At 59.8% G+C, this 26,998-nt stretch carries 21 protein-coding genes and 4 pseudogenes; 14 read left to right on the top strand and 11 right to left on the bottom strand.

The annotated features are described in order from the left end of the window. Positions 1–18: 18 nt before the first annotated feature. Positions 19–717, top strand: a complete 699-nt coding sequence (locus AC3ITY_RS11665) for an ABC transporter permease (RefSeq protein ID WP_223533165.1) — start codon at positions 19–21, stop codon at positions 715–717. Further along, the gene (locus AC3ITY_RS11670) at positions 717–1,721 is read left to right on the top strand and encodes a DMT family transporter (protein WP_489309209.1); all 1,005 of its coding nucleotides are present in this window, start codon (positions 717–719) and stop codon (positions 1,719–1,721) included. The genes AC3ITY_RS11665 and AC3ITY_RS11670 overlap by 1 nt, the downstream gene beginning before the upstream one ends. Here the strand turns inward: AC3ITY_RS11670 and AC3ITY_RS11675 are convergent. Next, positions 1,677–2,162 (bottom strand): annotated as a pseudogene (locus tag AC3ITY_RS11675) (TetR family transcriptional regulator C-terminal domain-containing protein); the annotation flags it as partial. The gene AC3ITY_RS11670 and the pseudogene AC3ITY_RS11675 overlap by 45 nt on opposite strands. A 171-nt stretch (positions 2,163–2,333) precedes the next feature. Between AC3ITY_RS11675 and AC3ITY_RS11680 the strand changes: the two are divergent. Then, entirely contained in the window at positions 2,334–3,350 is a 1,017-nt protein-coding gene (locus tag AC3ITY_RS11680; RefSeq protein WP_489309211.1) for a M14 family zinc carboxypeptidase, read from the top strand. A gap of 19 nt (positions 3,351–3,369) precedes the next feature. On the opposite strand, the gene AC3ITY_RS11685 is transcribed toward AC3ITY_RS11680, so the two are convergent. After that, complete coding sequence (locus tag AC3ITY_RS11685) at positions 3,370–4,635, bottom strand: epoxide hydrolase family protein (RefSeq protein ID WP_489309213.1); 1,266 nt, start codon at positions 4,633–4,635, stop codon at positions 3,370–3,372. 299 nt (positions 4,636–4,934) lie between these two features. After that, positions 4,935–5,291 (bottom strand): annotated as a pseudogene (locus AC3ITY_RS11690) (DUF6124 family protein); the annotation flags it as partial. A 575-nt stretch (positions 5,292–5,866) separates the two neighbouring features. Here AC3ITY_RS11690 and AC3ITY_RS11695 point away from each other — a divergent pair. Further along, entirely contained in the window at positions 5,867–6,325 is a 459-nt protein-coding gene (locus AC3ITY_RS11695; protein ID WP_489309215.1) for an HvfA family oxazolone/thioamide-modified RiPP metallophore, read from the top strand. 265 nt (positions 6,326–6,590) lie between these two features. Here AC3ITY_RS11695 and AC3ITY_RS11700 read toward each other — a convergent pair whose 3' ends face one another. After that, positions 6,591–8,021 (bottom strand): IS1182 family transposase, encoded by a 1,431-nt coding sequence (locus AC3ITY_RS11700; RefSeq protein ID WP_489304407.1) that lies wholly within the window; start codon positions 8,019–8,021, stop codon positions 6,591–6,593. 273 nt (positions 8,022–8,294) lie between these two features. On the opposite strand from AC3ITY_RS11700, the pseudogene AC3ITY_RS11705 reads away from it, so the two are divergent. Beyond that, a pseudogene (locus AC3ITY_RS11705) lies at positions 8,295–8,627 on the top strand (isochorismatase family protein); the annotation flags it as partial. Positions 8,628–8,822: 195 nt separating this feature from the next. Here the strand turns inward: AC3ITY_RS11705 and AC3ITY_RS11710 are convergent. Next, positions 8,823–11,333, bottom strand: a complete 2,511-nt coding sequence (locus AC3ITY_RS11710) for a putative bifunctional diguanylate cyclase/phosphodiesterase (RefSeq protein ID WP_489309217.1) — start codon at positions 11,331–11,333, stop codon at positions 8,823–8,825. Between the two features lie 957 nt (positions 11,334–12,290). Here AC3ITY_RS11710 and AC3ITY_RS11715 point away from each other — a divergent pair. From AC3ITY_RS11715 to AC3ITY_RS11730, 4 genes and pseudogenes are all read left to right on the top strand, one after another. Beyond that, positions 12,291–12,908 (top strand): LysE family translocator, encoded by a 618-nt coding sequence (locus tag AC3ITY_RS11715; RefSeq protein ID WP_489309220.1) that lies wholly within the window; start codon positions 12,291–12,293, stop codon positions 12,906–12,908. Positions 12,909–12,982: 74 nt separating this feature from the next. Then, a pseudogene (locus tag AC3ITY_RS11720) lies at positions 12,983–14,111 on the top strand (transposase). 180 nt (positions 14,112–14,291) lie between these two features. Further along, positions 14,292–14,756 (top strand): DUF6678 family protein, encoded by a 465-nt coding sequence (locus AC3ITY_RS11725; RefSeq protein WP_489309222.1) that lies wholly within the window; start codon positions 14,292–14,294, stop codon positions 14,754–14,756. Between the two features lie 346 nt (positions 14,757–15,102). Continuing rightward, a complete protein-coding gene (locus AC3ITY_RS11730) occupies positions 15,103–15,780 on the top strand; it encodes a DUF3313 domain-containing protein (RefSeq protein WP_489309224.1) in 678 nt (225 codons plus the stop codon). Positions 15,781–16,005: 225 nt separating this feature from the next. On the opposite strand, the gene phnE is transcribed toward AC3ITY_RS11730, so the two are convergent. The 6 genes from phnE to AC3ITY_RS11760 all read right to left on the bottom strand — a co-directional run bounded on the left by phnE (position 16,006) and on the right by AC3ITY_RS11760 (position 22,029). Then, on the bottom strand, positions 16,006–16,773 hold the full coding sequence (gene phnE, locus AC3ITY_RS11735) for a phosphonate ABC transporter, permease protein PhnE (protein WP_489309226.1): 768 nt from the start codon (positions 16,771–16,773) through the stop codon (positions 16,006–16,008). Next, the gene (locus AC3ITY_RS11740) at positions 16,770–17,597 is read right to left on the bottom strand and encodes a PhnE/PtxC family ABC transporter permease (RefSeq protein WP_223503024.1); all 828 of its coding nucleotides are present in this window, start codon (positions 17,595–17,597) and stop codon (positions 16,770–16,772) included. Before AC3ITY_RS11740 ends, phnE begins: the two co-directional genes overlap by 4 nt. Then, the gene (locus AC3ITY_RS11745) at positions 17,591–18,388 is read right to left on the bottom strand and encodes a phosphonate ABC transporter ATP-binding protein (RefSeq protein WP_489309229.1); all 798 of its coding nucleotides are present in this window, start codon (positions 18,386–18,388) and stop codon (positions 17,591–17,593) included. Before AC3ITY_RS11745 ends, AC3ITY_RS11740 begins: the two co-directional genes overlap by 7 nt. Further along, entirely contained in the window at positions 18,385–19,236 is an 852-nt protein-coding gene (locus tag AC3ITY_RS11750; protein ID WP_489309231.1) for a putative selenate ABC transporter substrate-binding protein, read from the bottom strand. The genes AC3ITY_RS11745 and AC3ITY_RS11750 overlap by 4 nt, the downstream gene beginning before the upstream one ends. Positions 19,237–19,477: 241 nt before the next feature. Then, positions 19,478–20,656, bottom strand: coding sequence for a trans-sulfuration enzyme family protein (locus AC3ITY_RS11755; protein WP_489309233.1), 1,179 nt, complete (start codon positions 20,654–20,656; stop codon positions 19,478–19,480). Then, a complete protein-coding gene (locus tag AC3ITY_RS11760; protein ID WP_046042477.1) occupies positions 20,653–22,029 on the bottom strand; it encodes a pyridoxal-phosphate dependent enzyme in 1,377 nt (458 codons plus the stop codon). Before AC3ITY_RS11760 ends, AC3ITY_RS11755 begins: the two co-directional genes overlap by 4 nt. Before the next feature lie 274 nt (positions 22,030–22,303). On the opposite strand from AC3ITY_RS11760, the gene AC3ITY_RS11765 reads away from it, so the two are divergent. From AC3ITY_RS11765 to AC3ITY_RS11785, 5 genes are read left to right on the top strand one after another with little or no spacing between them, the layout of a single operon-like run. Beyond that, the gene (locus AC3ITY_RS11765) at positions 22,304–23,665 is read left to right on the top strand and encodes a flavin-containing monooxygenase (RefSeq protein ID WP_489309236.1); all 1,362 of its coding nucleotides are present in this window, start codon (positions 22,304–22,306) and stop codon (positions 23,663–23,665) included. After that, positions 23,665–24,075 carry a RidA family protein gene (locus AC3ITY_RS11770; RefSeq protein ID WP_046042476.1) on the top strand — a complete coding sequence of 137 codons (411 nt, stop codon included), beginning with the start codon at positions 23,665–23,667 and terminating at the stop codon, positions 24,073–24,075. The genes AC3ITY_RS11765 and AC3ITY_RS11770 overlap by 1 nt, the downstream gene beginning before the upstream one ends. A 10-nt stretch (positions 24,076–24,085) precedes the next feature. After that, positions 24,086–24,760: a DUF1028 domain-containing protein gene (locus tag AC3ITY_RS11775; RefSeq protein WP_489309238.1), complete on the top strand. Its 675-nt coding sequence runs from the start codon at positions 24,086–24,088 to the stop codon at positions 24,758–24,760. Further along, positions 24,753–25,922: an acetylornithine deacetylase gene (gene argE / locus AC3ITY_RS11780; RefSeq protein ID WP_489309240.1), complete on the top strand. Its 1,170-nt coding sequence runs from the start codon at positions 24,753–24,755 to the stop codon at positions 25,920–25,922. The genes AC3ITY_RS11775 and argE overlap by 8 nt, the downstream gene beginning before the upstream one ends. Positions 25,923–25,957: 35 nt before the next feature. Beyond that, a complete protein-coding gene (locus AC3ITY_RS11785) occupies positions 25,958–26,998 on the top strand; it encodes an ABC transporter substrate-binding protein (RefSeq protein WP_489309242.1) in 1,041 nt (346 codons plus the stop codon).

Below are 26,998 nucleotides of genomic sequence, written 5' to 3' on the forward strand. Positions count from 1 at the left end.
ACCGGCAGAGAGAATGAAATGATTCCAGCGTGGATAGTTGAATACGCGGCACTGTTGGGCCGGGGGCTGCAAACCACCCTCGCGATCCTGTTGATCGCAAGTGTGTTCGGTTTTGTCCTGGCGGTGTTGGTGGCGCTGGCGCGGATCTCGAAAAACAAGGTGATCGCCAAGGTCAGCCTGTTCTACACCAGCGTCACCCGCGGTACGCCGTTGCTGATCCAGATCTACATTTTCTACTACGGCCTGGGCAGCCTGTTTGCCCAGTTCCCGCTGATTCGCGGCAGTTTCCTCTGGCCATATTTGCGCGACGGTTACTGGTACATCGTGTTTGCCCTGGTGGTGTCGGTAGGGGCTTATGTCGGCGAAGTGATTCGCGGTGGTCTGCTGGCGGTGCCCAAGGGTGAAATGGAAGCGGCGTCGGCCTTCGGCATGACCGCGCGCCAGTCCTTGCTGCGGGTGCGTTTGCCCCGGGCGATGCGCCTGTTGCTGCCGACCCTGGCCGGGGAAACCGTGATGCTGCTCAAGTCCACGGCGCTGGCCTCGACCATTGCCGTGATCGATCTGCTCGGCGCCGCCAACGTGGTCCGCGCGCAGACCCTGCAAGTGTACGAACCCCTGTTGCTGGTAGCCGGAGTCTATGTTTGCCTGACCTTCCTGATCGAGGCGCTGTTTGCCTTTGCCGAGCGGCGCGGGACGCCCGTGCGCAGGTCGGCCTGATGAGTTCGCCACGGGTTGACCGGTCGTTGCAGGGCATTGGCCTGTGCACCTTGGGTTACGCCTTCCTGTCGTTGCAGGATGCGGTCATCAAGTGGCTGGTGGCCGACTATTCGGTGGTCACCATTCTGTTCTGGCGCGCCGCCGTGGTGGTCGTGGCAGTGTTACTGGCGGGGCGCCTGCGCCTGATCCAGCGGGCCTGGCGCTCGCCGAGCCGGCGCCTGCTGGTGGTGCGCGGCTTGCTGTCGATTGTCGCCTGGGTGCTGTACTACACGGCGGCCCGGGACCTGACCCTGGCCGAGATGACCACCCTGTATTTTTCCGCGCCGATCATGGTCACGGTGCTGGCGGCGGTGATTCTCAAGGAGCACGCCAGCGGCTGGCAGTGGTTCAGCCTGATCATCGGTTTTGTCGGGGTGGTCATCGCCTGTCGCCCCGACAACATGAGCGATCCGTTGCCGATCGTCCTGACCCTGCTGGCGGCGATGTGCTGGGCGTTCACTTATATCCAGTTGCGTCAGGTGGATGAGCAGACCTCAGTGCTGGAGCAGATGCTGATCACCAACGTGGTGTTCGTGATTTGCATGGCAGTTGCCCTGCCGTGGACCCACACGCCAGCGCCGACGCCCGCCTGGCTGGGCATGCTCGGCGCCGGCCTGGTGGGCGGCATTGGCCAGTTTCTGTTGTTCGCCAGTTTCCGCCGTGCCACCGCGACCTTGCTCGCGCCGTTCGAATACACCGGGCTGATCTGGGCGTTTGCCTTGTCGAGCCTGGTCTGGGGCACGCTGATGGACATGTCGCTGATGGTCGGCGCCGGGCTGATCGCCGTCAGTGGCACCCTGGCGATGATCTTCGGCCGGCATCCGTCACAGGACGTCGTCGGTGCTGAATGCTCCGTGACGCAGCCCCTTTATCCAGCAGCGGCAGATATGCAGTCCGTTGGCGGCGCTGAAGGTCTCGGGGTTCAGGCACCACTCGAGCCAGAGACCGTCGAGCATCGCCGATAAGCCGATGGCGGCCAGGCGCGTGTCGTGAATCACGAAGCCTTCGCTGGCGGCCAGCCCGTCGAGCAACTGGCGGATCAGGTCGAGGTAGGCGCGGTAACTTTTTTCGTGGGACTGGCTGACGTGTTCGGAGTGACGGATCAGGCTCCAGAACACCACCCACACGCCGAGCAGTTTCGGGTCCATGACCCTGGGCGAGAACGAGCCTTCCAGAAAGGCATCGATCTTTTGCGCGGGTGTCTGGGCCTGCTCGATTTCCTGGAGCAGGGCGGTGGTCAGTTCACTCGCGAGCCGCTGGTAGGTGTCGGCGATCAGTACCTCGATGCTGCCGAAGTGGTGGTTGAGCAACCCCACGGACACCCCGGCTTCGGTGGCAATGCGTCGCACGGAAATCCCGGCGTGACCGTCGCGGCCCAGGCAGCGCAGGGTGGCGGCCACCAGCATTTCGCGACGGTCATCGGGTTCGGCGCGGCGGTTTTTCGGGGCATCGGTTGTCACAAGGCTGTCCTTGGGTGAGGTTCCACGATGCCGAGCTTAGTTGAACGTCTGTTCAATCACCAGCCTCGGCACCGGCGATACAACGTTTTTCAAGGTTCATGACGGGAGGGAAAGCCAATGCCGCAGGATATTTCGTTCAGTGTTCGCAACAACAACGGCGATGCCGTGCGGGTCGGTGCCTGGCGCTATGCAGGCGATGGCCGCGGGCCAAACGTGCACCTGCAGGCCGGCGTCCATGCCGATGAAATCGCCGGGATGCTGGTCCTGCACCTGCTGATGCAACGGCTGCAAATCGCCGAAACCCAAGGCCGGCTCAAGGGCAACCTGACCGTGGTACCACAGGCCAATCCACTGGGCATCGGGCAGTTTCGCCAGGGGCGGATTCTCGGCCGCTATCACGACGCTACCGGGCATAACTTCAATCGCTCGTTCGACCAGTCGGCGGCCATGGCACGACCTTCGACCTGCGTTCAGGAGTGGCAGAAAAAACTGGTGCAACTGGCCGCCCCGGCCGATGTGATGCTTGACCTGCACACCGATGACGAGGCCTTGCCGTACCTCTACGTGCACCGCAGTTTCTGGCCGCGCGGTCGCGAACTGGCGGCGGCGATGAAGATGGACGTGGGGATCATCTGGGATGACGGCGGCGATGGCTCCTTCGAGGAAACCATCATTGCCCCGTGGTTGCGTGAAGGCGTCACCGAGCACCGCATGGCCGCCACCCTGGAGCTGCGCGGGCAGGGCGATGTCAGCGACCGCTTTGCCGAGTCCGATGCCGAAGGGCTGTACAACTGGCTGTGCGGTTGCGGCGTCATCGATGAGTCAGTGGCGCCCGCAGACTGGCCCGTCGAAGCCGTGGAAATGGGCCACATGGAAACCATCATCGCCCCGCAACCCGGCGTGCTGATTTTCGAAAAAGAGCTGGGGGATTTCGTCGAGGAAGGCCAACGCTTTGCACGAATCCTCGGGCGCCCGGGTGATCCGTCGTCCGAAGTGGTACTGCATGCTGAACAAGCGGGGCGCCTGGTGACGCGCTATCGCGATCGCCTGATACCCCAAGGCATGGGGGTAGCGAAATTCACCGGCAGCCGGGTGTCACGCAACTGGAGCGGCGGGTTGCTGGACCCCAATTGATAGAAAGCGGCCCAGGGATTCAGCGCAGCGGCCGAAATGCTGTGCGCAGTTCCTCGACAAAGAGCTCCGGCTGTTCCCAGGCTGCGAAGTGGCCGCCCTTGGCCGCCTGATGGAAGTAGATCAGGTTGCGATAGGCACGTCGGGCCCAGCTCTCCGGCGGGAAATAGACATCATCAGGGAATACCGTGACGGCCACCGGCAGTGTGATGTCGCCGGTCTTTTGTGCCGCAGAAAAAAGCGGGCTGCGACCTTTGTTTTCCCAATACAGCCGACTCGCCGAGGCACCGCTGTTCGTCAACCAGTACAAGGTGATGTCGTCCAGCACTTCATCCTTGCCTGGCGATTGCTGTGGGTCGGCGCCATAAGTCCACTTGGCAAATCCCGGGTGACCGAGCATGAACGCCGCGAGGAATGCCGGGGAGTCCGTTACGCCGTAGCCGATCATTTGCGGCCGCGCGGCCATCATCGCGCTGTAGGCCAGGTTGCCCTGCTTAATGGATGCGGCCAGCGCGTCGTAGGTCGCGCGTTCCTGCTCGGAAAACCCCGCAGGCGCGGGACCGCCGGCAGCGAGTGCAGCGGTCGCCTCCGGCGGGACCGTCGCCGGCAGGTTGAGGTGAATACCCAGCAACCCGGGCACGGACTGGCGTGCCATGGCGCTAGTGATGGGACCGCCCCAGTCGCCACCTTGGGCGACGTAGCGGGAGTACCCCAGCCGCTGCATCAATTGCCCCCAGATCCGCGCCACATGGTCCGGGTCCCATCCGGGTTCAGGCGGTTTGCCGGAGAAGCCGTAGCCGGGGATCGACGGAATCACCACGTCGAATGCATCCGCGCTATTACCCCCGTGAGCGGCCGGATCGGTGAGCGGGCCGACCACCTTGATGAACTCCAGTACCGAGCCTGGCCAACCGTGGGTAAGGATCATCGGTAAAGCATTCGGCTGCGGCGAGCGCACCCAGATGAAATGGATAGCGACCCCCTCGAGGGTGGTCGTGTACTGGGGCAAGGCATTGAGCTGCGCCTGGGCCTTGTGCCAGTCATAGTTCGTGCCCCAGTAGCGAACCAGCTCCTGCAGTTTCGCCAGCTGTGCACCCTGTGATCGATCGCCCACCGTCTCCTTGTCCGGCCAGCGCGTTGCCGCGATGCGGTTGCGCAGGTCAGTGAGCTGTTGATCTTGGATATCGACGTGGAAGGGCACAACGGCGTCGGCGGCGGGAGCGGCGCTCACCAGGGGCGAGTTGCACAGTGCGAGGGCCATTAGCAGGACGACGAAAGCGGATTTCATCTTCATATCCTCGCTGAGGGGTATGCGTTCGTCCGTGCCCGGAGCGCATGGGCGAAGGCCGATGCTGCTCCTGAGACTGATCTCGTTCGACAGGACGCGCAAGCAGGTTTTATCAAACACGCAAAGCCTGTGGCGAGGGAGCTTGTCGGACCGCCGCACCGTCCCGCTGGGTCGCGTAGCGGCCCCAGCTCTTCACCTGAAAAGCAGGGCCTGCTGCGCAGTCCAGCGGGAGCAAGCTCCCTCGCCACAGGCAAGTGTCCTCGCCACAGGGTCAGCGTTAGCCACAGATTCAGTGATTTTTCGGGCGGGTCGATTTGGTCCAGCACCCGATTCGCCGTGATCTCCGCCAACATCACACTGTTGGAAATCCCCAGCAGGGCATTGCGCGACCCTCCGTCCAGATGATCCACCAACTGGTGCACCATGACATCGACCGAGGCCAACGTCTCGACCAGGTACACCATCAGGGTTTCGGTATCGACCTTGGGGTCGACGGTAAACAGGGAGCCAGGCGTGCGCGGTGTGGCTTTGATGTCGGCAGTCGATGGGAAGTGGAAGGCGAGGGCACGTTCGGCGGCCTCGTTGAGCTTGTTTGAATCGGGTTCGTACGGGGATGCCGGATCGGTGTCCGGCGGGTTTGGCGTTACCTTGAACATAAGCTGAGTTTCCTGATGGGTGCCAATCCTCTTGCTGCTAAACGAAGAGGGGTGGCAGCTGTACGCAGGTTAGCAGACCGGGAAACTCAGCAATCCGGCGCGCCCGAGGGCGCCCCACGTACAGCCACCATCAAGTACAGGCAATGAAATACCTGCATGACAGATGCATGCACAGCCAAGTTATCGCGGGCTGCTAAACCCGACCACTGATGGGCAGTGGCACGGAGACGATAGAGACCAGGGGCAAGGCGCACAAGCCGGCGGATTCTGGCGTAACCGTAGGCAACGACGCAAGGTCTTGTAGCCCTCAGGAAATAACCTACGACCTTTTTAAACAAGCGCTCTTGCGGACATGAGCAACTGACTACCGGCTTTCGTGTATCGCTGTGTATCAGGGCGCGGCATCCGCATACAACCATACAAAACCAGCGCTTTACGGATACAGCCGGGATACACCACCGGGGCCAAATAGACCTGCCAAAGCGAGATGCACAACGCACCTCGCAACCAGGTTTATCAACCCTTGTGGCGCGACCAATAACGGTCAAGCCACGCAAATGATCCGGAGTATCAACATGTCTCGTATCCAGTCGAACAAAACCCGTATTGGCCTGATCGCTGTTGCACTGGTCGGCGGTATCAACTTCGCGTCCTCGGCGTTTTCGGCCGAAGCCTTACCTCAGGGCTATCAGCTGGCTTCCGCGGAGAAGACCAGCGAAGGCAAGTGTGGCGAAGGCAAGTGCGGTGCCGAAGCCAGCGCGCAAAAGACCCAGGCCGAGGGCAAGTGCGGTGAAGGCAAGTGCGGCGACGCTTCTTTCGCACGCACCGACGCCGATCATGACGGCCGTGTGTCGCTCAAGGAACTGCTGGCCGTGGCGCCCAAGGGCACTGAGGAATTCAAGGCGATGGACACCAACAGCGACGGTTTCCTGTCCGAGGGTGAGGTGTACAAGTTCCGTACCAACCAGTACATTTCCAACGGCAAGAAAGTACCGACCGAGCTGTTCACCAAGTTGAGTCAGGCTAAAGACTGATCGGCCGCAAACAAAAACCCCTTCCTGTGTTGGCGCGCAGGAAGGTTTTTTTGGTTGAGCAGTGAACGTCGGGTCATTTTCAGCCGGTCGCGACGGGCACCTATCGGCCCAGAGTGTGTAAAAACACTTTCGTATCTGGGATGCCTAAGCCCAGCGCTCTCGGGCGAGGCGATTACCTAAACATTTGCCATGATTAGCACCGGTAGCGCTGCAAAGCGTTTATGAAGCGCTTTAGCGCCTCTTGGAGCAGCAAAAGCTGGGGCTTTTACGCCGCCATCGCCTTCAGCAAGCCTTCTGTACCGATGATTTTCAAGACTCGTTTCATGTTGTAGGCGAGCACATTGAGGCTCATCTCCGCGCTGACTCCGACCAACTTACGAGTCAGGAAGTGCGTCGAGCCCATCCATTGTTTGAGCGTCCCGAAGGGATGCTCAACAGTCCTTTTTCGGACTCGCATCATGTCAGGTGCATGGTTCATTCGACGCTGCATTTCCTCCAGCACGGCCTCGTGTTCCCAGCGACGGACTCGCCGCTCCGTACTCGGTGTGCACTGGGGTTTTAGCGCGCAACTCTGGCAACGTGAACTCCAGTAACAGTGCATATTCATGCCTTTCTCAACGCTTGAGAAGCGCAAGATCAGTGCTTCTCCCGCCGGGCAGACATATTCGTTTTTCGTCGGGTCATAAATGAAGGCATCTTTGTTGAATCGTCCTTCCGCCTTGGCACTGGAGGTCATTGGCTTTGGTACATAGGCGGTGATGTTGGCGTCGTGACAGGCAAGGATTTCCTCGCCCTTGAAGTAGCCTCGGTCAGCTACTACCGATAGCGTTTCTGAGGCCATCGCTTCCCGAGCCTGCTTCGCCATCGAGCTGAGTTGGTCTCGGTCAGAACCAGCATTGGTGACCTCGTGAGCCACGATCAAATGGTGCTGGGTATCGACCGCTGTTTGCACGTTGTAGCCAACGATTCCGTTGCCGCGTGTCTTCATCGAACGGGCGTCAGGATCGGTCAGTGAGACCTGTTTGTCAGGGGATTCGTTGAGCTGAACCTCGATCACCAGAAGCTCTTTCATTTGAGTTTTAAGTTTCGCGATTTTCTCTTCCAGACGCGTGGCATCTAGCTCGGAGGCAGTTGGAACCTTCCGATCAGCCGCATCAAGCGCAGTCAGGTAACGGTTGATGCTCGACTCAATTTCTTCCATTCGCCGCTTCAGTTTGGCGCTGGTGAAGTTGCGGTCACGATTGTTCACCGCCTTGAATTTACTGCCGTCGATAGCGATCAGGTTTTCCTCGAAAAGCCCCAACTGCTGGCACAGCACAACGAACTGGCGGCAGACCCCACGAATGCCTTTGCTGTTGTCTTTTCGGAAGTTGGCGATGGTTTTGAAGTCGGGCATCAAACGCCCGGTTAACCACATCAGCTCGACGTTGCGCTGGGCTTCTCGCTCAAGGCGTCGGCTCGACTGAATGCGGTTGAGGTAACCGTAGATATAGATCTTCAGCAGGATCGCAGGGTGGTATGCAGGTCTGCCGGTTTCGGCTGGAATGACGCCATCAAAACCCAGCTTGGCCAGGTTGAGTTCATCGACGAAAACGTCAACCACGCGTACCGGATTGGTATCGCTGACATAGTCGTCGAGGCATTCGGGAAGTAAGGTGCTTTGACCTCGGTGTTCACCCTGGATAAACCGTTTCATGGGTTTCCCTTGCGATGAAATTCTCAGAAAACATAGCAAGGGTTTGTCCGGGCGTTTTTACACACTCTGGGCCAAAAGCAGCCTGTCGCATGAGGCAGAAAACGGCCACTAACGGACATTGACCAAGGGCCGCTTTCGGCCAGAACAATCATTTGAATGCGCCGAGAAAAAACGACAAGGAGGCACAAGGATCAAAAATGATCTGGCACCTAACAAGCGTTAGATTCCCATTGTATTAGAAGACAGCCCCTTACGAGCTCATAGCCTGAGATGTTGTTTATCGTCAACGCCATGGACGATGAGAACTTCGCCTCAGCGGTCAAGGCTACGGGGCGCAAGAAACTGATCATCGCCGGGGTCACCAATGACGTCTGCACGGTCTATCCGGCGCTGAGCCTGGTGCGCGATGGTTATGAAGTACAGGTGGTTGCTGATGGCGGCAGTTCCCCTAGCGAAATGGTGGATGATATCGCCCTGCGCCGGATGGAAAAGGGCGGTGTAACGCTGACCACTACCAATCAGTTGATCGCGGAGCTCGCAGGAAGCTGGGCTACGCCCGAAGGTGGTCAGTTGGTACAAGTCCTGATGACGGCACTTCAAGGCTAAATACACCTGTGAGCGATTTGCAGAACCATGATGTGTGGTTCTGCAAATCCTCAGGTGGGCAAGAAAGCTCGCTCCTACTAGCTGTTCGAGGCTACCTCCGGCAGTTGCGGGTGCGAGGCACATTTGAGTCGACCTCTCATCGTCCGCATTGGGTTGAATCCACAGCCGAAAGGACGTTCCCAGGCACCTACGAAGTTATGGCGATTTAGTCTTGGTCCGTGGGAAATCAGTGCTCGCCATTAATCTTTCGTGAACATACTCCTCAAATTGTTCGGCTGGCAGTGGCGGGGAAAACAGGAAGCCCTGGTAGGTCTGGCAGCCATGCTTGACCAGAAAGGTGCGCTGAGCTTCTGTCTCCACACCTTCTGCAATCACCGAAAGCCCCAATATCTGGCTCAGGCTCACAATCGCGCAGGCGATGGCGGCGTCGTTGGGATCAACCAGCACATCTCTGATGAAGGACTGGTCGATCTTGAGTTGATCCAGCGGAAGGCTCTTCAGGTATGACAGTGACGAGTAGCCGGTTCCGAAATCATCCAGCGAAAGGCCTATGCCGATCTGTTTCAACTCGATCATTTTGGCGACAGTACCTTCCATATCCTCTATCAGCAGGCCTTCGGTCAGTTCCAGTTTCAATTTCTTCGGATCGGCCCCCGTGTATCTCAGTACTTGCAGTACCTCCTCGACGAAGTCCGGATGGTGAAACTGGCGGGCGCTGACATTCACAGCCATACCCAGTCGGGCGGTTTCCGAATGCTTTGCCCAGGCAACCAGCTGAGTGCAGGCTACCTGCAGCGCCCAACGGCCTAACGGCAGAATCAACCCCGTTTCCTCTGCCAATGGAATGAACTCGCCTGGAAACACGACTCCGCGCTCAGGATTCTGCCATCTCATCAGTGCCTCTGCGCCAATGATACGGCCCTCACTATTCACCTGCGGCTGGTAATGAAGAAGGAATTCGTTGCCCTGCAAGCCTTGGCGCAAGTCTACTTCCAGTCTGGCGCGTGCCGTGGCAACCGCCTGCATTTCCGGATCGAAGAAGCGCATGGTATTGCGGCCCGCCGCCTTGGCGCGATACATCGCCAGGTCAGCGCGCTTCATAATATCGTCCACTGTGCTCAGCTGCCCCTGGAACAGCGCAATGCCGAGGCTGGGGGTGCTGTGGTGCTCATATCCATCCAACTGGTAGGAAATGTTCAGAGCGTTGAGAATCTTTTCGCCAATAGCCTTGGCCTGGATAGCTGCTTCTGGAGGATTCTCATTAAGGCCATCCAGCAGGACGACGAATTCGTCTCCGCCCAGGCGAGCCACGGTGTCGCTCTCGCGTATGCAGCCGCAAAGGCGCAGAGCAACTTGCTGCAGCAACATGTCGCCTCTGTCATGCCCCAGCGTGTCGTTCAGTGCCTTGAAGTTATCCAGGTCAATGAGAATTATCGCGCTCGTATGCAGGCTACGGGAGCTGCCCGCCAGCAGATGCTGTAACCGGTCCAACATGAGCCGCCTGTTGGCCAGCCCGGTCAACTGATCGTAGAAAGCCAAACGCTGGACCTCTTGCTCAGCGGTCTTACGGTGGGTGATGTCAGTATTGATCGACAGAACGGATTGCGGCTGGCCATCATCGTCTCGCACCAGGGTTCGATGACTTTCGAGCGTGATGGTGCAGCCATCCCGGCGTCGAAGTGTAACTTCGTCCGCCCAGTCACCCGTTTCTATCAGGCTGTCAGTGGCCGCATTGAAAGCGGCGCTACCCTGGTAGATCAACTCCTGTGCCGATTTGCCGAGTGCCTCTTCCTTTGACAGACCGTAGAGACGCTCGGCACTTTTGTTCCAGTACAGGATGCGGTTATCCATCCCGTGAACGACAATGGCGTCCTGGGCCTTGTCCAGCAGCGATGCTTGCTGGCGGGCCTGCTTCTCGCTTTCGCGCAGCACTGCCAGATAACCTTCCCTTTCAGCTGCTTGCGACTCCATTTCGCGCCTGATCTTGCCCCCGTAGATAACGGCCGCACTGACCATCAGCAGCACGAACACCATGATCGCGTATTCGACCCGGCGCAGTTCTTCGACCGACTCAAGCTCCTCCTCCAGGAGCTTGCTTTGAATCAGGCCAACGCGATCCCGCACGGTACTGAGTGAGGCGAGCAACTGGGCATACTTCCTGTCCATCGTTGCCATGCGTTTGCCGGCATTATCCGACTGCCCCTCCCTGAAGTAGGAAAAGATCAGCAAGGCCTCGTTCACCATTTCGACCATCGCGGCATCAATTGCACCCACCTCATCCTTCAATGCAAGGGTAAAGGCTTGTATATCTGCACTGTGTTCAGCCTCATTGGCGATCCGTACTTCCAACTGTTTTTTGGCCATTGCCAAATGCTCGCTGAAGGCGCGCAAGGCTTCATTCATGTTCCGCGATTCGGCTTCAACATTATGTGTATCGAACACATTATTGCCCGGCGCATTGACTTTGGAAGCCAGGCTGCCCAGCGTTGAATAGCTCGACAGCTGTTGGACCCACGACTGGTTTGCCGTGATGGAGCGGTGATAGGTATCGACGATCAGGTGATTCAATAGCACGCTCAGCACAACAACCAGCACGTCGAATCCCGCAAGAAAAAAGTACATGCGGTGCCATTTGGTCGAGCGCGGCTTATTTGAACTGGTGGGTATGGCTTGCTTTGCGGCGCTTTTATTCCTGAAAAAATCCATTTCACAATCTCCAAACATAATCCTTCTAAATTGACCAATAGAAGCGGTATTCGGAAACCAATTAACCTTTTGTGCCAACACCTGAACCTGAGAACAAACCGCACGTAGCATTAGCCAAATTTTTTCTCTGTCCTGGATTCACGCTGGTTTTCGTGAGCGAAGCTCCCGAGACAAGCAATAGCTACCGAAGCTATACGTCTTAAGTGTCACGCCAACCAACTATTCGACACTAAGCAATGCATTTGGCGATGCTAATTTCATGGTGAAATTTTTTACTCTCGGAAGCAGTCTCTTAACATTTCGGCGATAAAACGAAATCATTTTCATTTGCTGCATTTGACATCATCGTTTCAGGTAACGATTCTCCTCGCTCTCCATTGTAGAACTGAACGTCGGCAATCACTTTTGCCAGATGTTCTGTTCCTTTCAATTTCCTCAGCCTCGTTTTGCGCCTCTGGCGAGCGTGCAGACCTTGGCCAGCATGTCTGGGGTGAGCATATCCCCGTTTTCGCAGTGCCCAGCCGCACCGTAGCGACAGTCGATTCGATCCTGAGTGATCCCGACAGATCCAGTCCAAACCCTGCGCCTGCAGGTGCAGGGTTTGCTCCATGTCTTCCCGAGTGTCGTTGCGGATTTGCGCCCCTGAACTGGATGCTTCACGCAGAATAGTCGGGTGACATAGGGCACGTTGCGGGTCATTTCCGCGCAGCCTGCCGGACTGCCTGATCAGTTTCGACAGCAGACCAAGCATAGCCACTAATTTGCTATTATTCTGTTCGCCGTCTGCTCCAGGTCGGTAGCAGCCCTTGATGGTCGGCAGCTTTCGGCCGAGAGCGTGTAAAAACACAACTACTCTCAAAAGCCCTGTATCGAATTATTATTTCGTTGTACGTTGAGTCTGCGGGAGGACTTGATCTGAAAGACCGTCCCTAGCCACAACACTCGCAAGGAATGCAGATGATCGATGGTCCCGCCGTTTTGACAGTCTTTTTGGTTTACCTGGCAGGTGTCGTTATTCCAGGGCCAAATTTCGTTGCAGTAGTCCACAAAGCGGTAGCTGCTACGCGGTCAGAAGCTTTGGCCTTGGTAGCAGGCATCGTATTGGTCAATTTATTCTGGGCCACCTGTGCAATCGCAGGTATTGGCGTTGTATTTGCTGCGTTCCCTTGGGCGGCGCTGATCGTAAAAATTCTGGGGGCAGCCTATCTGATGTGGTTTGGATTCCGACTGCTGCTCAAGGCCGGGAAGAGCGCGCTTGCCCCCTGTAATAATGCTGTCGTCGGAAACTTTCGGCAGTCATTCATTCAGGGGGTCGTTACGAACATTGGCAACCCTAAATCCATGGCCTTCTATGCCGCTATTTTCTCAGCGGCAGCCCCCACCCACGTTTCACCAAGCACGTTTTTGTCGATGCTGGCAGTCGTAGTGGTGGTTTCGATGACTTGGTATGGAGTGGTCGCAATCGCTCTTTCGCAACCTCAGATCGCTTCAGCGTATCGAAGGAGGAAAAAAGCTATTGATCGATTATGCGGTGGTTTGATTTTGTCTCTAGGGATCCGGCAGCTGGTTCAATAGGTCTACGATTGAGTATCTATCCAGCCCGAAAACCATTGCTATGATTTCTGAGGATTTCATCGCAAGGATCGCCCATGAAGCGCTTTATTCAAGGTGAACATCGGGGTCAAGGCACCTTGCTTCCCGAGAGCCTCGACGATTACGTCAGCGACACCAATCCAGTGCGTGTAGTCGACGTTTTCGTCGACGAACTCAACTTGGTCTCCTTGGGCTTTGACGGCGCTATTCCCGCTGACACAGGCCGTCCTGCTTACCACCCTGCGATCCTGCTGAAGATCTATATCTACGGCTATCTCAACCGCATTCAGTCGAGCCGACGGCTGAAACGAGAAACCCAACGCAACATCGAGCTGATGTGGCTGACCGGGCGTTTGATGCCCGATTTCAAGACCATTGCCAACTTCCGAAAAGACAACTGCAAGGCCATCCGAGGCGTTTGTCGTCAGTTCGTCGTGCTCTGTCAGCAGTTGGGATTGTTTGGAGAAAATCTTGTTGCCATCGATGGCAGTAAATTCAAGGCTGTCAACAATCGATACCCAGCACCATTTGATCGTTGCGCATGAGGTCACCAACGTCGGCTCCGACCGCGATCAACTCAGCTCGATGGCCAAGCAGGCCCGCGAAGCGATGGCGCCAGAAGCGCTGTCGGTAGTGGCTGACCGAGGTTACTTCAAAAGCGAAGAAATCCTGGCTTGTCACGATGCCAACATCACCGCCTATGTGCCCAAGCCGATGACCTTCGGAGCCAAGGCTGACGGGCGTTTCAATAACGATGCCTTCATCTATGACACGGCAAAAAACGAATACATTTGCCCGGCTGGAGAGGCGCTGATCTGGCGCTATACCAACGTTGAAAAAGGCCTGACGTTGCACCGTTACTGGAGTTCGAAATGCCGGGGCTGCGCCATGAAACCGCAGTGCACACCGAGCACGGAGCGGCGAGTCCGGCGCTGGGAGCATGAAGCCGTGCTGGAGGAAATGCAGACCCGGCTGAGCAACGCGCCGGAGATGATGCGAATCCGAAAACGGACTGTTGAGCATCCCTTCGGGACGCTCAAACAATGGATGGGCGCGACGCACTTCCTGACCCGAAAGCTTAACGGGGTGAGTGCGGAGATGAGCCTGAATGTGCTCGCCTACAATCTGAAAAGGGTTATGAAAATCATCGGCACCACTGGCTTGATGAAAGCGCTAACGGCGTGAAAACCGGTCTTTTTTACCCCATCCAAAAGACTTTAAGAGGCTGCTGAGCCGTACTAACTGTTCCTGGAAACGTCGTGGCCTTGATCAGTTTGCAAAACCTGAGCACGGTCTCCTAGCGTCGCTATAGAAAACCCGATTTAGCGTTTTTACACACTCTGGGCCAGGAGCGGTCATTCATTCTTGAACACCAAAAAATCGATAGGACTGAATATGTGCGAACTACCGAGGGCCGGCGCGCGCAATGATGATCCAATACGGAAGAAAATCCGTGCTGCCGTGGCTGCGAGAAACCTGGCAAGCGCATCGAACAATACCAAGTGGGATGAGCTGATCAACCATTTCCGCGAGCTTCAGGGGTGGCGTCCGTCGTACCGATCCAAGTGCGTCACAGGACATGTCTCAGAGTGGGATGTCGAATGGTTTTACCATTTGCCGTTTCCATTTGCGTCCGTCGAATGGTTCGACATTGGCTTGTCGGAAGCAGTCCCCTCAAAAGGACGGCTGCTTGCGCGTACAACCATTGACCATACAGACGAAATATCGAAGGTGGTCGCAAAAATTGGTTTCGAGTTTGACGTGCGCGCCGACGTTCTGAGAATTTGGGGGTACTTCCCAAAATCGTATGAGGACTTTCCGCCTGTATGACAGGCTGAGATCTGCTGTCTCCCCAGTAATTACAATATCTGACCTGGATGCTGGAAGGCTATATTGGGTCGTTTTCAGCCTCTCACCACAGGCAGAAAACGGCCAGTGCCGGACCTTGAGATCGTGCCGCAGATCTGCAAGAACGGGCTAAGCTCTGGGGGCATCAACGCCAGTTGGGCTGGGGTCTGGCTCTGCGACATGTCGGCGCAGCAGATCCAGTTCACAATGGCAATCAAATCTCCTATCAGTTCGACAACGTCTGCATTCAAGCCGTGAAGGGGAACATGACTTGGCGTTTCTGTTTTTCAGTTGACTGAGCACGACTAAATCGTGGAGTGAGCCCACCATGTCCTTGGACCATAAACTGTTTGTTGGCGTCGCACTGACATACCTGCTACTCGGCGGTTGCACCTCCCAAGTCACTGAACGTGAGCAATATTCGGGCTTCCTGTCCAACTACAACAACCTGCAAGAAGTGACCACCGCCACGGGTGAGAAGGCAATGCGCTGGGTGAGCCCGTCGTGGAACCCGAATGCGTATGACACCATAGCGTTCAGAACGCTGGAGTTTTATCCCTCGCCCAAACCCAATGAGCAGGTCAATCAACAGACGCTGGCCGACTTGCAGGACTTCATGTCCAGAAAGGCCAAAATTGTGCTGGGCCAGAAATACCAGAGGGTGTCTAACGCCGCCGCCGCACCGGCCAGGTCACGCCCCCTGATTCTGCGTGCGGCAATCACTGGCGTCAGCGCTTCGAACGAAGGCATGAAGTGGTATGAAGTGATGCCGATTGCGGCCGTTGTCGGAGCGACACAGGCAGCTACCGGTCACAGGGATCAAGACACTAATCTATTCATTGAAGCAGAGTTCATTGACGCAAGAACCAATCAAACAATGGCCAAAGTGGTGCGTAAGGTATTCGGCAACCAGCTAGAGAACGAAAGTCAGAAAATCACCACCAAGGACTTTAAAGACGCTATCGATAAACTGAATACCGATCTCTGGACGTTCATCCACAGCTGACCGCTAATGAACTTTCAGTTTCTGTCTCCCCTTGCGTCCTGTCAGCCGATGCGCGCCCCTGTATATGTTAAGGCGGCGATCCGACTTGCCCACGATCACGACGACACACTGGCCGCTTTGGGTTGTGGATTCAACCGGTCATAGCCATAAAACGCGGTAGTCAACTCCATACAAATGGTTGCTCAGGTCGATGCAATCAGGTGAGCAAGTCTATGCAATTCCCCATCACGCCTTGACCCAGCGCTGCCGACTCCAGCTGCTCAGCCCATCAACGGCAAACACCAACAACAACATGGCCAGGATCACCGTGCTCGCCTGGGCCTCCTGGAACAGGCTGAGGCTGACATAGAGCATCTGCCCCAAACCGCCGGCTCCGACAAATCCCAGCACGCTGGCCATGCGGATGTTGTTTTCCCAGCGGTACAGGATGTACGCCAACAGTTGCGGAAACAGGTTGGGCAGGGTGCCGTAGCAGAAGGCCCAGACGACGTTGCCGCCCTGCAAGCGGATGGCTTCGGCCGGTTGCGGCGGGGTGTTTTCCAGTGCTTCGGCGAACAATCGACCCAGCACCCCGGTGGTGTGCATCGCCAATGCCAGGGTCCCGGCGTTGGGGCCGAGTCCGGCTGCCAGCACCATCAGCGCGGCCCACACCAGTTCGGGAATGGCGCGCAGGGCGTTAAGCACAAGGCGCGACGCACTCTGCAGCGGCCAACCGAAACGCCCGGCCGCAGGCAGTGCCAGCACCAGGCCGAATACCGCCGCGAGCAGGGTGCCAAGGGCCGACATGGCCATGGTTTCCACTGCGCCACGGCCGATGGCTTGCAGATGGCCGGCGCTCAGGTCCGGGCTGAGAAAACGCAGCACGTAGGCGCCCATCTGCTTCAGGTTAGCGCTGCCGGTCAGTTCACCGAGGTCGATCCCCAGATAGCGGAACGAAGCGACGACCGCCGCACCGATGCACAGGATCAGCAGCAGGTTGATCAGGCGATTCATGCGAACCTCCAGCGCAGCAGGCGGCTGATCTGATCGGCGAACAGCACCAGGACGAAAAAGGTCAGCAACATGCTCGCCACTTCACCGCCGGCGAACATGCGCAACGACAAGTCAATCTGCTGGCCCAGCCCGCCGGCACCGACGAAGCCCATCACCACCGACGCGCGGATCGCGCACTCCCAGCGGTACACCGTGTACGACAGCAACTCCGCCGCGACATTGGGCAGGATGCCGTAGCAGAACGCCGCCAACCGGCCACTGCCGGCTTGCAGCAGTGAGTGGGCGGGACGCTGGTCGACCGACTCGAAGATCTCCGCGTAGACCTTGCCCAGCATGCCGCTGTAGGTGATGGCAATCGCCAGCACCCCGGCCGTCGGGCCAAGGCCGACGGCGCGCACGAACAGCAAGGCCCAGACAATTTCCGGCACGCTGCGCAGGAAGATCAGCAACCCGCGCACCGGCCAGCGCAGTAGTCGGCCCAAGGCGCTCGGGCGACCGCTGCGCGAAGCTGCCGACAACGACAGTGCGCGGCTGGCCAACAAGCTGGCAGGCACGGCCAACAGCAAAGCCAAAGCCATGCCGGCGGTGGCGATGGCGAGTGTCTGCAGCGTGGCTTGCCACAGCAGCTGAAGGAACTCTTCGCCATGGGCCGGTGGCCAGAAGGCTGAGACAAACCGGCCCATCTCACTCTGGCTGTCGGCCTGGAGCAGCACACCCAAATCCAGTTCACTGAAATGAATACCGGGCCACAGCAGCGCAAGCGCCAACAGACTGAGCAACAGGCGGGGCAGGGTGGCCGGGTCTCGTGTATCGCGCGTCAGCATCGTGGAATCTGCAGGCTCAAGGGCGCCACCGGAACGGGCGGCGATAGCAGTTGCTCGTTGGCGTAGAGCTTGTCGAGCAAATCGTGGTCGACGTCGCTGGCGGGAAGATCGAACAGGACCTGACCGTCGCGCAAACCGATGATGCGTGAAAAGTGCGTCAGGGCCAGTTCCACCGCATGCAGGCTGGCGACCAGGGTCACGTTGTGTTCCCGGGCGTGGCGGCAGAGGATCGACAGGGTGTGCCCGGCCAGTACCGGGTCCATCGCCGACACCGGCTCATCGGCCAGCAGCACTTCGGGCGCCTGGTACAGCACCCGGGCAATGCCCACGCGTTGCAGTTGGCCGCCGGACAATTGCTGGCACTGGGCGAACAGCTTGTCACCCAGGTCCAGCTTGACCAGTGCCGCCCGCGCCCCCGGAACATCCACCGGATGCAGCAGGCTCAGCAGGCTTTTGGCAAAACTCCATTGCCCCAGCTTTCCGGCCAGCACCGCCGTGACCACCCGTTGCCGCGGTGGCAGGGGTGGCGCTTGGTGAACCAGGCCGATGCGCGCCCGCAGCTGCTGACGCCGATGCGCGCCAAGCTGCCAGGCGTGCTCGCCGAGCACCTCGACCGCGCCGTCGTCCGGGCGCAGGGCGGTGGCCAGCACGTTGAGCAGGCTCGACTTGCCGGCGCCGGACGGGCCGATAATGGCGACCTGCTCACCGGCAGCGATGTGCAGGTCGATCTCATGCAGCGCACGCACGCCATTGCCGTGGGTGAGGCTGACCCGGTTCAGATGCAGTGTCATTTCAGCAGGTCGGCAGCGCGCGCGGCTTCCTCGATGCCCTTGTAGTTCTCAGGCTTGGTCTCGATGAAGCGGCTGGCGGCTTGCAGGTCCAGAATCGCTTTTTGCTCCGGGTTGGCCGGGTCGAGCGCGAGGAAGGCCGCCTTGATTTTGTCAGCCAGGGCCGGGTCGAGGGTGCCGCGCACGGTCCAGTTGTAGTCGAAGTAGGCCGGCGTGGTGGCGAAGACCTTGACCTTGTCGGTGTCGACCTTGCCGGCCTTGACCAGTTTTTCCCAGACACTGGCATTGAGTACGCCGGCATCGACCTTGCCAGCCTGAACCCAGGCGACGGTGGCGTCGTGGGCGCCGGAGTAACCGACGCGGCTGAAATAGGTTTCAGGCTTGATGCCGTCCTTGAGCATGAAATAACGCGGCATCAAGCTGCCGGACGTGGAAGACACCGAACCGAAGGCAAACGACTTGCCCTTGAGGTCGGCCAGCGACTTGACGGCCGGGTCGGCGGTGATGAATTTGCTGGTGAACTGCGCATCCTGCTCACGCTGTACCAATGGAATGGCATTGCCGGTTTTCAGTCGAGCCTGCACGAAGGTGAAGCCGCCCAGCCAGGCCATGTCGATACGGTCTGTGGCCAGCGCCTCGACCACCGCCGGGTAGTCGGACACCGGTACGAACTCGACCTTCATGCCCAGTTGCTTCTCCAGATACTCGCCCAGGGGCTTGAACTTGCGCTGCAATTCGGTGGGGGCTTCATCAGGAATGGCGCTGACCTTGAGGGTCTCGGCGGCCTGTGCCAGCAGGGTGGAAAGGGACAAGGTCAGGCCAATGGCCATTGCCAGGGTACGTTTGAGCATGGAAGTTCTCCGGTTCAATAGCGGAAAAATGTCGATGCGCCCCGCACAAGCTGATTGCTGCACGACGCTTCGTGAGGGTAGACGAAAACGCCGCGATTATAGGGACTCTTGTGGGCTTGACCAGCGTTGCAGCAGGGGAGAGGGCCAAAAAGAAACTGTAGGAGCGAGCTTGCTCGCGATGGCGGAGTGTCAGTCAGCGTCAATGTCGACTGATCCACCGCCATCGCGAGCAAGCTCGCTCCTACATGAGTGCCAACGCCTGCGCCAAATCCGCACGCAAATCCTCCACATCCTCGACCCCCACCGACAACCGCACCAAGGCATCACCGATCCCCAGTTCTGCGCGGGTATCGGGTGGAATGGTGGCGTGGGTCATGATCGCCGGGTGTTCGATCAGGCTTTCCACGCCGCCGAGGCTCTCGGCCAGGGCGAAGATCTGCACGCTCTCAAGGAAGCGTTTGGTGCCCGCCAGGTCGCTGTTGAGGTCAAGGGAAATCATCCCGCCGAAACCGCGCATTTGCCGTTGGGCCAGTTCGTGTTGCGGGTGCGACGGTAGGCCGGGGTAGTAGACCCGTGCGACTTGCGGTTGGCGCTCCAGCCACTGCGCCAGGTCCAGTGCGTTGCTGCAATGCCGTTCCATGCGCAGGGCCAGGGTCTTCACGCCGCGCAGGGTGAGGAAGGCATCGAACGGGCCGGCGATGGCGCCGACGGCGTTTTGCAGGAAGCCCAGGCGCTCGGCCAGTTCGGCGTTCTGCCCGACCACGGCGATGCCGCCGATCACGTCAGAGTGACCGTTGAGGTACTTGGTGGTCGAGTGCAGCACGATGTCGAAGCCCAGTTCCAGCGGGCGCTGGATCCACGGGCTGGCGAAGGTGTTGTCGGCCACGCAGATGATGCCGCGGGCGCGGCAGGTGCGGGCGATGGCGGCGAGGTCCGTAAGGCGCAACAGCGGATTGCTCGGGGTCTCGACCATGACCATGCGGGTGTCGTCTTGCAGGGAGGCCTCGAACGCCGCCAGGTCGGTCAGGTCGACGAAGCTGAAGCGGTGTCCGGCGCTGCGCTGGCGCACCTTGTCGAACAGGCGGAAGGTGCCGCCGTACAAATCGTTGCCCGAGACGATGTGCGAGCCGGCGTCGAGCAGCTCCAGCACCGTGGAAATGGTCGCCAGCCCCGAGGCGAAGGCAAAACCCCGAGTGCCGCCTTCGAGGTCGGCCACGCAACGCTCCAGCGCCCAGCGCGTCGGGTTGTGCGAACGCCCGTAGTCCAGGCCTTTGTGCACCCCGGGGCTCTGTTGCAGGTAGGTGGAGTTGGCGTAGATCGGCGGCATCAAGGCCCCGGTCGAAGGGTCCGGCGTTTGCCCGGCATGGATCACCCGGGTGGCAAAGCCCCGTGGCGGGGCGTTTTCATCGTGCTGACTCATGGCAGGGATCTCCGCAAATGGTTGAGCATGTCGGTTCGGGTAATCAGGCCGTGGAAGCCCGAGGCATCCTGAATGATCGCCACCAGGCCACGGCCCAGTTCGGCTTCCAGATCCGCCAGAGAGGCGCCGGGGGACAGGGTTTGCAGTTTGTCGGTCATGGCGCTGGATACGGCCTTGCGAAAGTGCGCAACGTCTTCATGCACGCCCAGCAGGATGTCGGACTCGTCGATCACGCCGACCAGTTGTTTGCCGTTCACCAACACCGGTAGCTGCGAGACATCCGCCAGGCGCATGCGTTGAAAAGCCGTCAGTAGCGTGTCATCCGGGCCGACGCTGATCACCCGGCCATCCTCGAAACGCCGCGCGATCAGGTCGCGCAGGTCACCGTAGTGCTTGCGTTGCAGCAGGCCCTGATCGTTCATCCACTGGTCGTTGTAGACCTTCGACAGGTAACGCGTACCGGTGTCGCAGACGAAGCTCACCACCCGTTTCGGCTGGGTCTGTTCGCGGCAGTAACGCAACGCCGCCGCCAGCAAGGTGCCGGTGGACGAGCCGCCGAGTATGCCTTCGGCGCGCAGCAGTTGGCGGGCGTGATCAAAGCTTTCTTCGTCGCTGATCGAATAGGCGTGGCGCACGCTGGACAGGTCGGCAATCGACGGAATGAAGTCTTCGCCGATGCCTTCCACCGCCCAGGAACCGGGGGTGGGGAGGGTCCCGCCGCGGCTGTATTCGGCCATCACCGAGCCGACCGGGTCGGCCAGGACCATTTCCAGGTCCGGCTGCACCCGTTTGAAGAAGCGGGTCAGGCCGGTGAGGGTACCGGCCGAACCGACGCCGACGACGATGGCGTCCACATCATGCTGGGTCTGCGCCCAGATCTCCGGCGCGGTGCTGCATTCGTGGGCCAGCGGGTTGGCCGGGTTGTTGAACTGGTCGGCGAAGAACGCATCGGGAATTTCCGCCGCCAGCCGTGCGGCGACGTCCTGGTAGTACTCGGGATGGCCCTTGCCGACATCGGAGCGGGTGATGTGCACCTCGGCGCCCATGGCCTTGAGGTGCAAGACCTTCTCGGTGGACATCTTGTCCGGCACCACCAGCACCACGCGGTAGCCCTTGGCGCGGCCGACCAGGGCCAGGCCGAGGCCGGTATTGCCAGCGGTGGCTTCGACGATGGTGCCGCCGGGCCTGAGGCGACCATCGCGTTCGGCGGTATCGATCATCGCCAGACCGATGCGGTCCTTGATCGAACCGCCGGGGTTCTGTGATTCGAGTTTGAGAAACAGCGTACACGGGCCGGTATCGAATCGGCTGACGCGTACCAGAGGTGTATTGCCGATCAGTTCGAGCACGGCAGGACGGGAATTGTCGGGCATGTCATCACTCCTTGCGTGAATCCGCACTGGATGGACAGCAATCCGCGCCGGGTCTTCGCGCCGGTCGCGGTCATTGCATCGCTTGGACCATAGGCCGGGATCGGGTCGACCGCAACCTTGCACAGCCAACCGGTCGGCTCGACGCTTTTTCCTCGCCAGCGACCACAAAAAACATAATTTCGCTATTTCCCGGCTCCGAACAGAATGCGGCCAACACCCTGACACCGATAGCCGCAGCAGAAGAACAACAGTGATCAGAATCGAGGCGGCAGCCATGACCGACCTGAATCAAACCACCTTTCAGAAGTGCACAGCCATGACAGTTGATAAAACCGCAATTGATACGCTTGTTGTTGGCGCCGGCCAGGCCGGCGTGGCCATGAGTGAACACCTGAGCAAGCTCGGTGTGCCTCACCTCGTTGTGGAGCGCAATCGTATCGCCGAAGCCTGGCGCACCGGTCGCTGGGATTCGCTGGTAGCCAACGGTCCGGCCTGGCACGATCGTTTCCCGGGGCTGGAATTCGACGGTCTGGACCCGGATGCCTTCGCCGGGAAAGAGCAGGTGGCTGAGTACTTCGAAGCCTATGCCAAGAAGTTCAACGCGCCGATCCGCACCGGCGTGGACGTGAAGAAAGTCGAGCGCAATGCCGACCGTCCGGGCTTCACCGTTGAAACCTCCGACGGTGTAATCGAGGCCCGGCATGTAGTGGTCGCCACTGGTCCGTTCCAGCGTCCGGCCATTCCGCCGATTGCTCCCGAAATCGCCGGCATCACCCAGATTCACTCCGCCCAGTACTACAACCCGCGGCAACTGGCCGAAGGCGCGGTGCTGGTGGTGGGTGCAGGTTCCTCGGGCGTGCAGATCGCCGATGAACTGCAACGTTCCGGCAAGCAGGTCTACCTGTCGGTGGGGGCACACGATCGTCCGCCCCGTGCCTATCGCAACCGTGATTTCTGCTGGTGGCTGGGGGTGCTCGGCGAGTGGGATGCCGAGGCCATGCAGCCCGGCAAAGAACACGTGACCATCGCCGTGAGCGGCGCCCGTGGCGGCCACACCGTGGACTTCCGCCGCCTGGCCCATCAGGGCATGACCCTGGTCGGCCTGACCCAGGCGTTCAACGGCGCTGTGGTGAATTTCGAAAACAACCTCGCCGACAACATTAAACGTGGCGATGAAAACTACCTGGCGCTGCTCGACAAGGCCGACGCCTATATCGAACGCAACGGCCTTGACCTGCCGCTGGAACCCGAAGCCCGGGCCATGCTGGCGGACCCGGACTGCGTGACCAATCCAATCCTGGAGCTGGACCTGCTCAAGGCCGGTGTCACCACGATCATCTGGGCCACCGGTTACTCCACCGATTACAGCTGGCTGAAGGTCGATGCCTTCAAGGAAAACGGCAAACCGCAGCACCAGCGCGGCGTGTCGGCCGAGCCGGGGGTGTATTTCGTCGGGTTGCCTTGGCAGTCCCGCCGCGGCTCCGCATTCATCTGGGGCGTTTGGCACGACGCCAAGCACATCGCCGATCACATCGTTAAACAGCACACCTATCTCAACTATCGGGATGCGACCCAGCGTCAAGCGGAAGCTGCCCGTGCACCTATTCAGAAAGCCAGCCTCATGGGAGTTCGTTAATGCCTACTCATACCCGCATCCGCATGTTCAACACCAAAGACACCTATCCGAACCAGACGCTGGACAACGATTTGTGCCAGGCCGTGCGCGCCGGCAACACCGTGTATGTGCGTGGCCAGGTCGGCACCGATTTCAACGGCCAACTGGTGGGCCTTGGCGATCCGCGTGCCCAGGCCGAGCAGGCCATGCGCAACGTCAAGCAATTGCTGGAGGAGGCGGGCAGCGACATGAGCCATATCGTCAAGACCACCACCTACCTGATCGACCCGCGCTACCGCGAGCCGGTGTACCAGGAGGTCGGCAAGTGGCTCAAGGGCGTGTTCCCGATTTCCACCGGCCTGGTGGTCAGCGCCCTCGGCCAGCCGCAGTGGCTGATGGAAATTGATGTGATCGCTGTCATCCCTGAATAAGGAGTTCGCCATGACTTTTTCCATCGTGGGTCGCTGCGCCGAGACCGGCCAGCTGGGCATTGCCATCAGCTCTTCGAGCATTGCCGTCGGCGCGCGCTGCCCGTGGCTGCGTGCCGGTGTCGGCGCGGTGTCGAGCCAGAACATCACGCTGCCGGCCCTCGGCCCGCAGATCCTCGATGAACTGGCCAACGGCTCGGCGCCGCCCCAGGCGCTGGACCACTCGTTGACCCGCAACGGCTACAGCCAGTATCGGCAGGTGGCGGTGGTGGATGCCCATGGGCGCACGGCGGTGTTCAGCGGCAACCATGCCCTGGGCATCAACAATGCCCTGGCCGGTGACCAATGCGTGGCGGCCGGCAACCTGCTGGCCAACAGTGGGGTGATCGAGTCGATGGTCGCGGCGTTCGAAAACAGCGAAGGCTGCCTCGCCACCCGGCTGATGAACGCCTTGCAGGCCGGGCAGGATGCCGGTGGCGAAGCCGGCGCGGTGCACTCGGCGGCGCTGTCGGTGGTCGGTGACCTGACCTGGCCGATGGTCGACCTGCGGGTGGATTGGGCCGATGAAAACCCGATTGGCGAGTTGGGCAAGCTGTGGACGGCCTACGAGCCGCAATTGCAGGACTACCTGACCCGCGCCCTCAATCCGACCCTGGCCCCCGCGTATGGAGTGCCCGGCGATGAGTGAGTTGCGCAGCCGCGCCATGCTCGCGCGATTGATCGGGTTCGCCACGGTCAGCCGCGATTCGAACCTGGAGCTGATCGAATTCGTGCGTGACTACCTGCACGAACTGGGCGTGGATTGCGAACTGATCTACAACGCCGAGCGGACCAAGGCCAATCTGTTGGCCACGGTCGGCCCGCGTGTGGCCGGCGGCATCGTGCTGTCCGGGCACACCGACGTGGTGCCGGTGGACGGCCAGGCCTGGACGGTCGCGCCGTTCAGCCTGAGCGAGGCGAACGGCAAGCTCTACGGCCGCGGCACCGCGGACATGAAGGGCTATCTGGCTTCCGTGCTGGCGGCGGTGCCGATGTTTCTCTCCAGCCCTTTGAAGCGCCCGGTGCATTTGGCGTTTTCCTATGACGAAGAGGTCGGTTGCCTCGGTGTGCGCGGCTTGCTGGAAGTGCTGCCCCAACGCATCCCGGCTCCGGCGTTGTGTCTGATCGGCGAGCCGACCGAACTCAAGCCGGTGCTCGGCCACAAGGGCAAATTGGCGATGCGATGCCACGTACGCGGCGCTGCCTGTCATTCGGCCTACGCGCCTTATGGGGTCAATGCCATCGAGCAGGCCGCGCGCCTGATCGGTCGGCTGGGCGACATCGGCGCCACCCTGGCCCGGCCGTCATTGCACGACAAGCGCTTCGATCCGGCGTTCTCGACCGTGCAGGTCGGAGTGATCCAGGGCGGTACAGCGCTGAACATCGTTCCAGCGGACTGCCGTTTCGACTTCGAGATCCGCGCCTTGCCGGACTTCGCCCCGCAAGTGGTCGTCGACGAACTGCAGGACTACGCCGAGCAGACGTTGTTGCCGGCCATGCAGGCCGTGGACACCGATACCGGTATCCGCTTTGAAAAAATCTCGGCCTATCCCGGCCTGGCGACACCCGTCGACAGCGCGGCGGCCCGGCTGATTGGCCAACTGTGCGGCAGCGACGAGTTCAGCACCGTGGCCTTTGGCACCGAAGGCGGGCTGTTCGATCAGGCCGGCATTCCTTCGGTGGTCTGCGGCCCCGGCAGCATGGACCAGGGGCACAAGCCCGATGAATTTGTCAGCGTTGTTCAGATGGCGGCCTGTGACCGCCTGATGGATCGCCTGGCGGCTTACTTGAGTGAATCCGAACACCCATAACAACAACGGGCCGCCAAGGCCTGAGGAAGCGATCCATGTCCAGATCCTTGCGTTGCAGTGTTCCGTTTGCCCTGGCGTTGCTCAGTGCCAGTGTGTGGGCGGCCCCCCAGGACCTCACCGTGATTTCCTTCGGTGGTGCTACCAAACAGGCCCAGGATAAGGCCTATTTCCAGCCCTTCAACGCCAGTGACGCGGGCAACATCATCGCCGGCGAGTACAACGGCGAACTGTCGAAGATCAAGGCCATGGTCTCCGCCGGCCACACCAGTTGGGACGTGGTGGAAGTCGAAAGCCCCGAGCTGTTGCGCGGCTGCGAGGAGGGCCTGTTCGAGAAGCTCGATCAGGGACGCTTCGGTGATTCGGCGAACTTCGTGCCGGGTGCACTGACCGAGTGCGGGGTGGCCACTTACGTCTGGTCGATGGTCATGGCCTACGACCAGAGCAAGCAGGCCAAGGCGCCGCAGTCCTGGGCCGACTTCTGGAATGTCGCCGACTTCCCGGGCAAGCGCGGCCTGCGCAAGAGCGCCAAGTACACCCTGGAAATCGCATTGCTGGCCGACGGCGTCAAGGCGGACGACGTGTACAAGGTCTTGAACACCCCGCAAGGCGTGACGCGGGCCTTTGCCAAGCTCGACCAGATCAAGCCGAACATCCAGTGGTGGGAGGCGGGCGCGCAGCCGGCGCAATGGCTGGTGGCCGGGGACGTGGTGATGAGCGCCGCCTACAACGGCCGGATTGCCTCGGCGCAAAAGGAAGGCATGAAGCTGAGCATCGTCTGGCCGCAAAGCCTGTACGACCCGGAATACTGGGCGGTGGTCAAAGGCACGCCGAACAAGGCGCTGGCGGAAAATTTCATCGCGTTCGCCAGCCAGCCGCAGACGCAAAAAGTCTTCTCGGAAACCATCCCTTACGGGCCCGTGCATCGCCAGACCCTGCCATTGCTGCCCAAGGACGTGCAGGAGCAACTGCCGACCGCCGAGGCCAACCTGGCCGGCGCGCGAGCCGTGGACGCGGAGTTCTGGGTCGACCATGGCGAGGAGCTTGAACAGCGCTTCAATGCCTGGGCTGCGCGCTGA

This window comes from Pseudomonas sp. GL_091, from assembly GCF_057837725.1.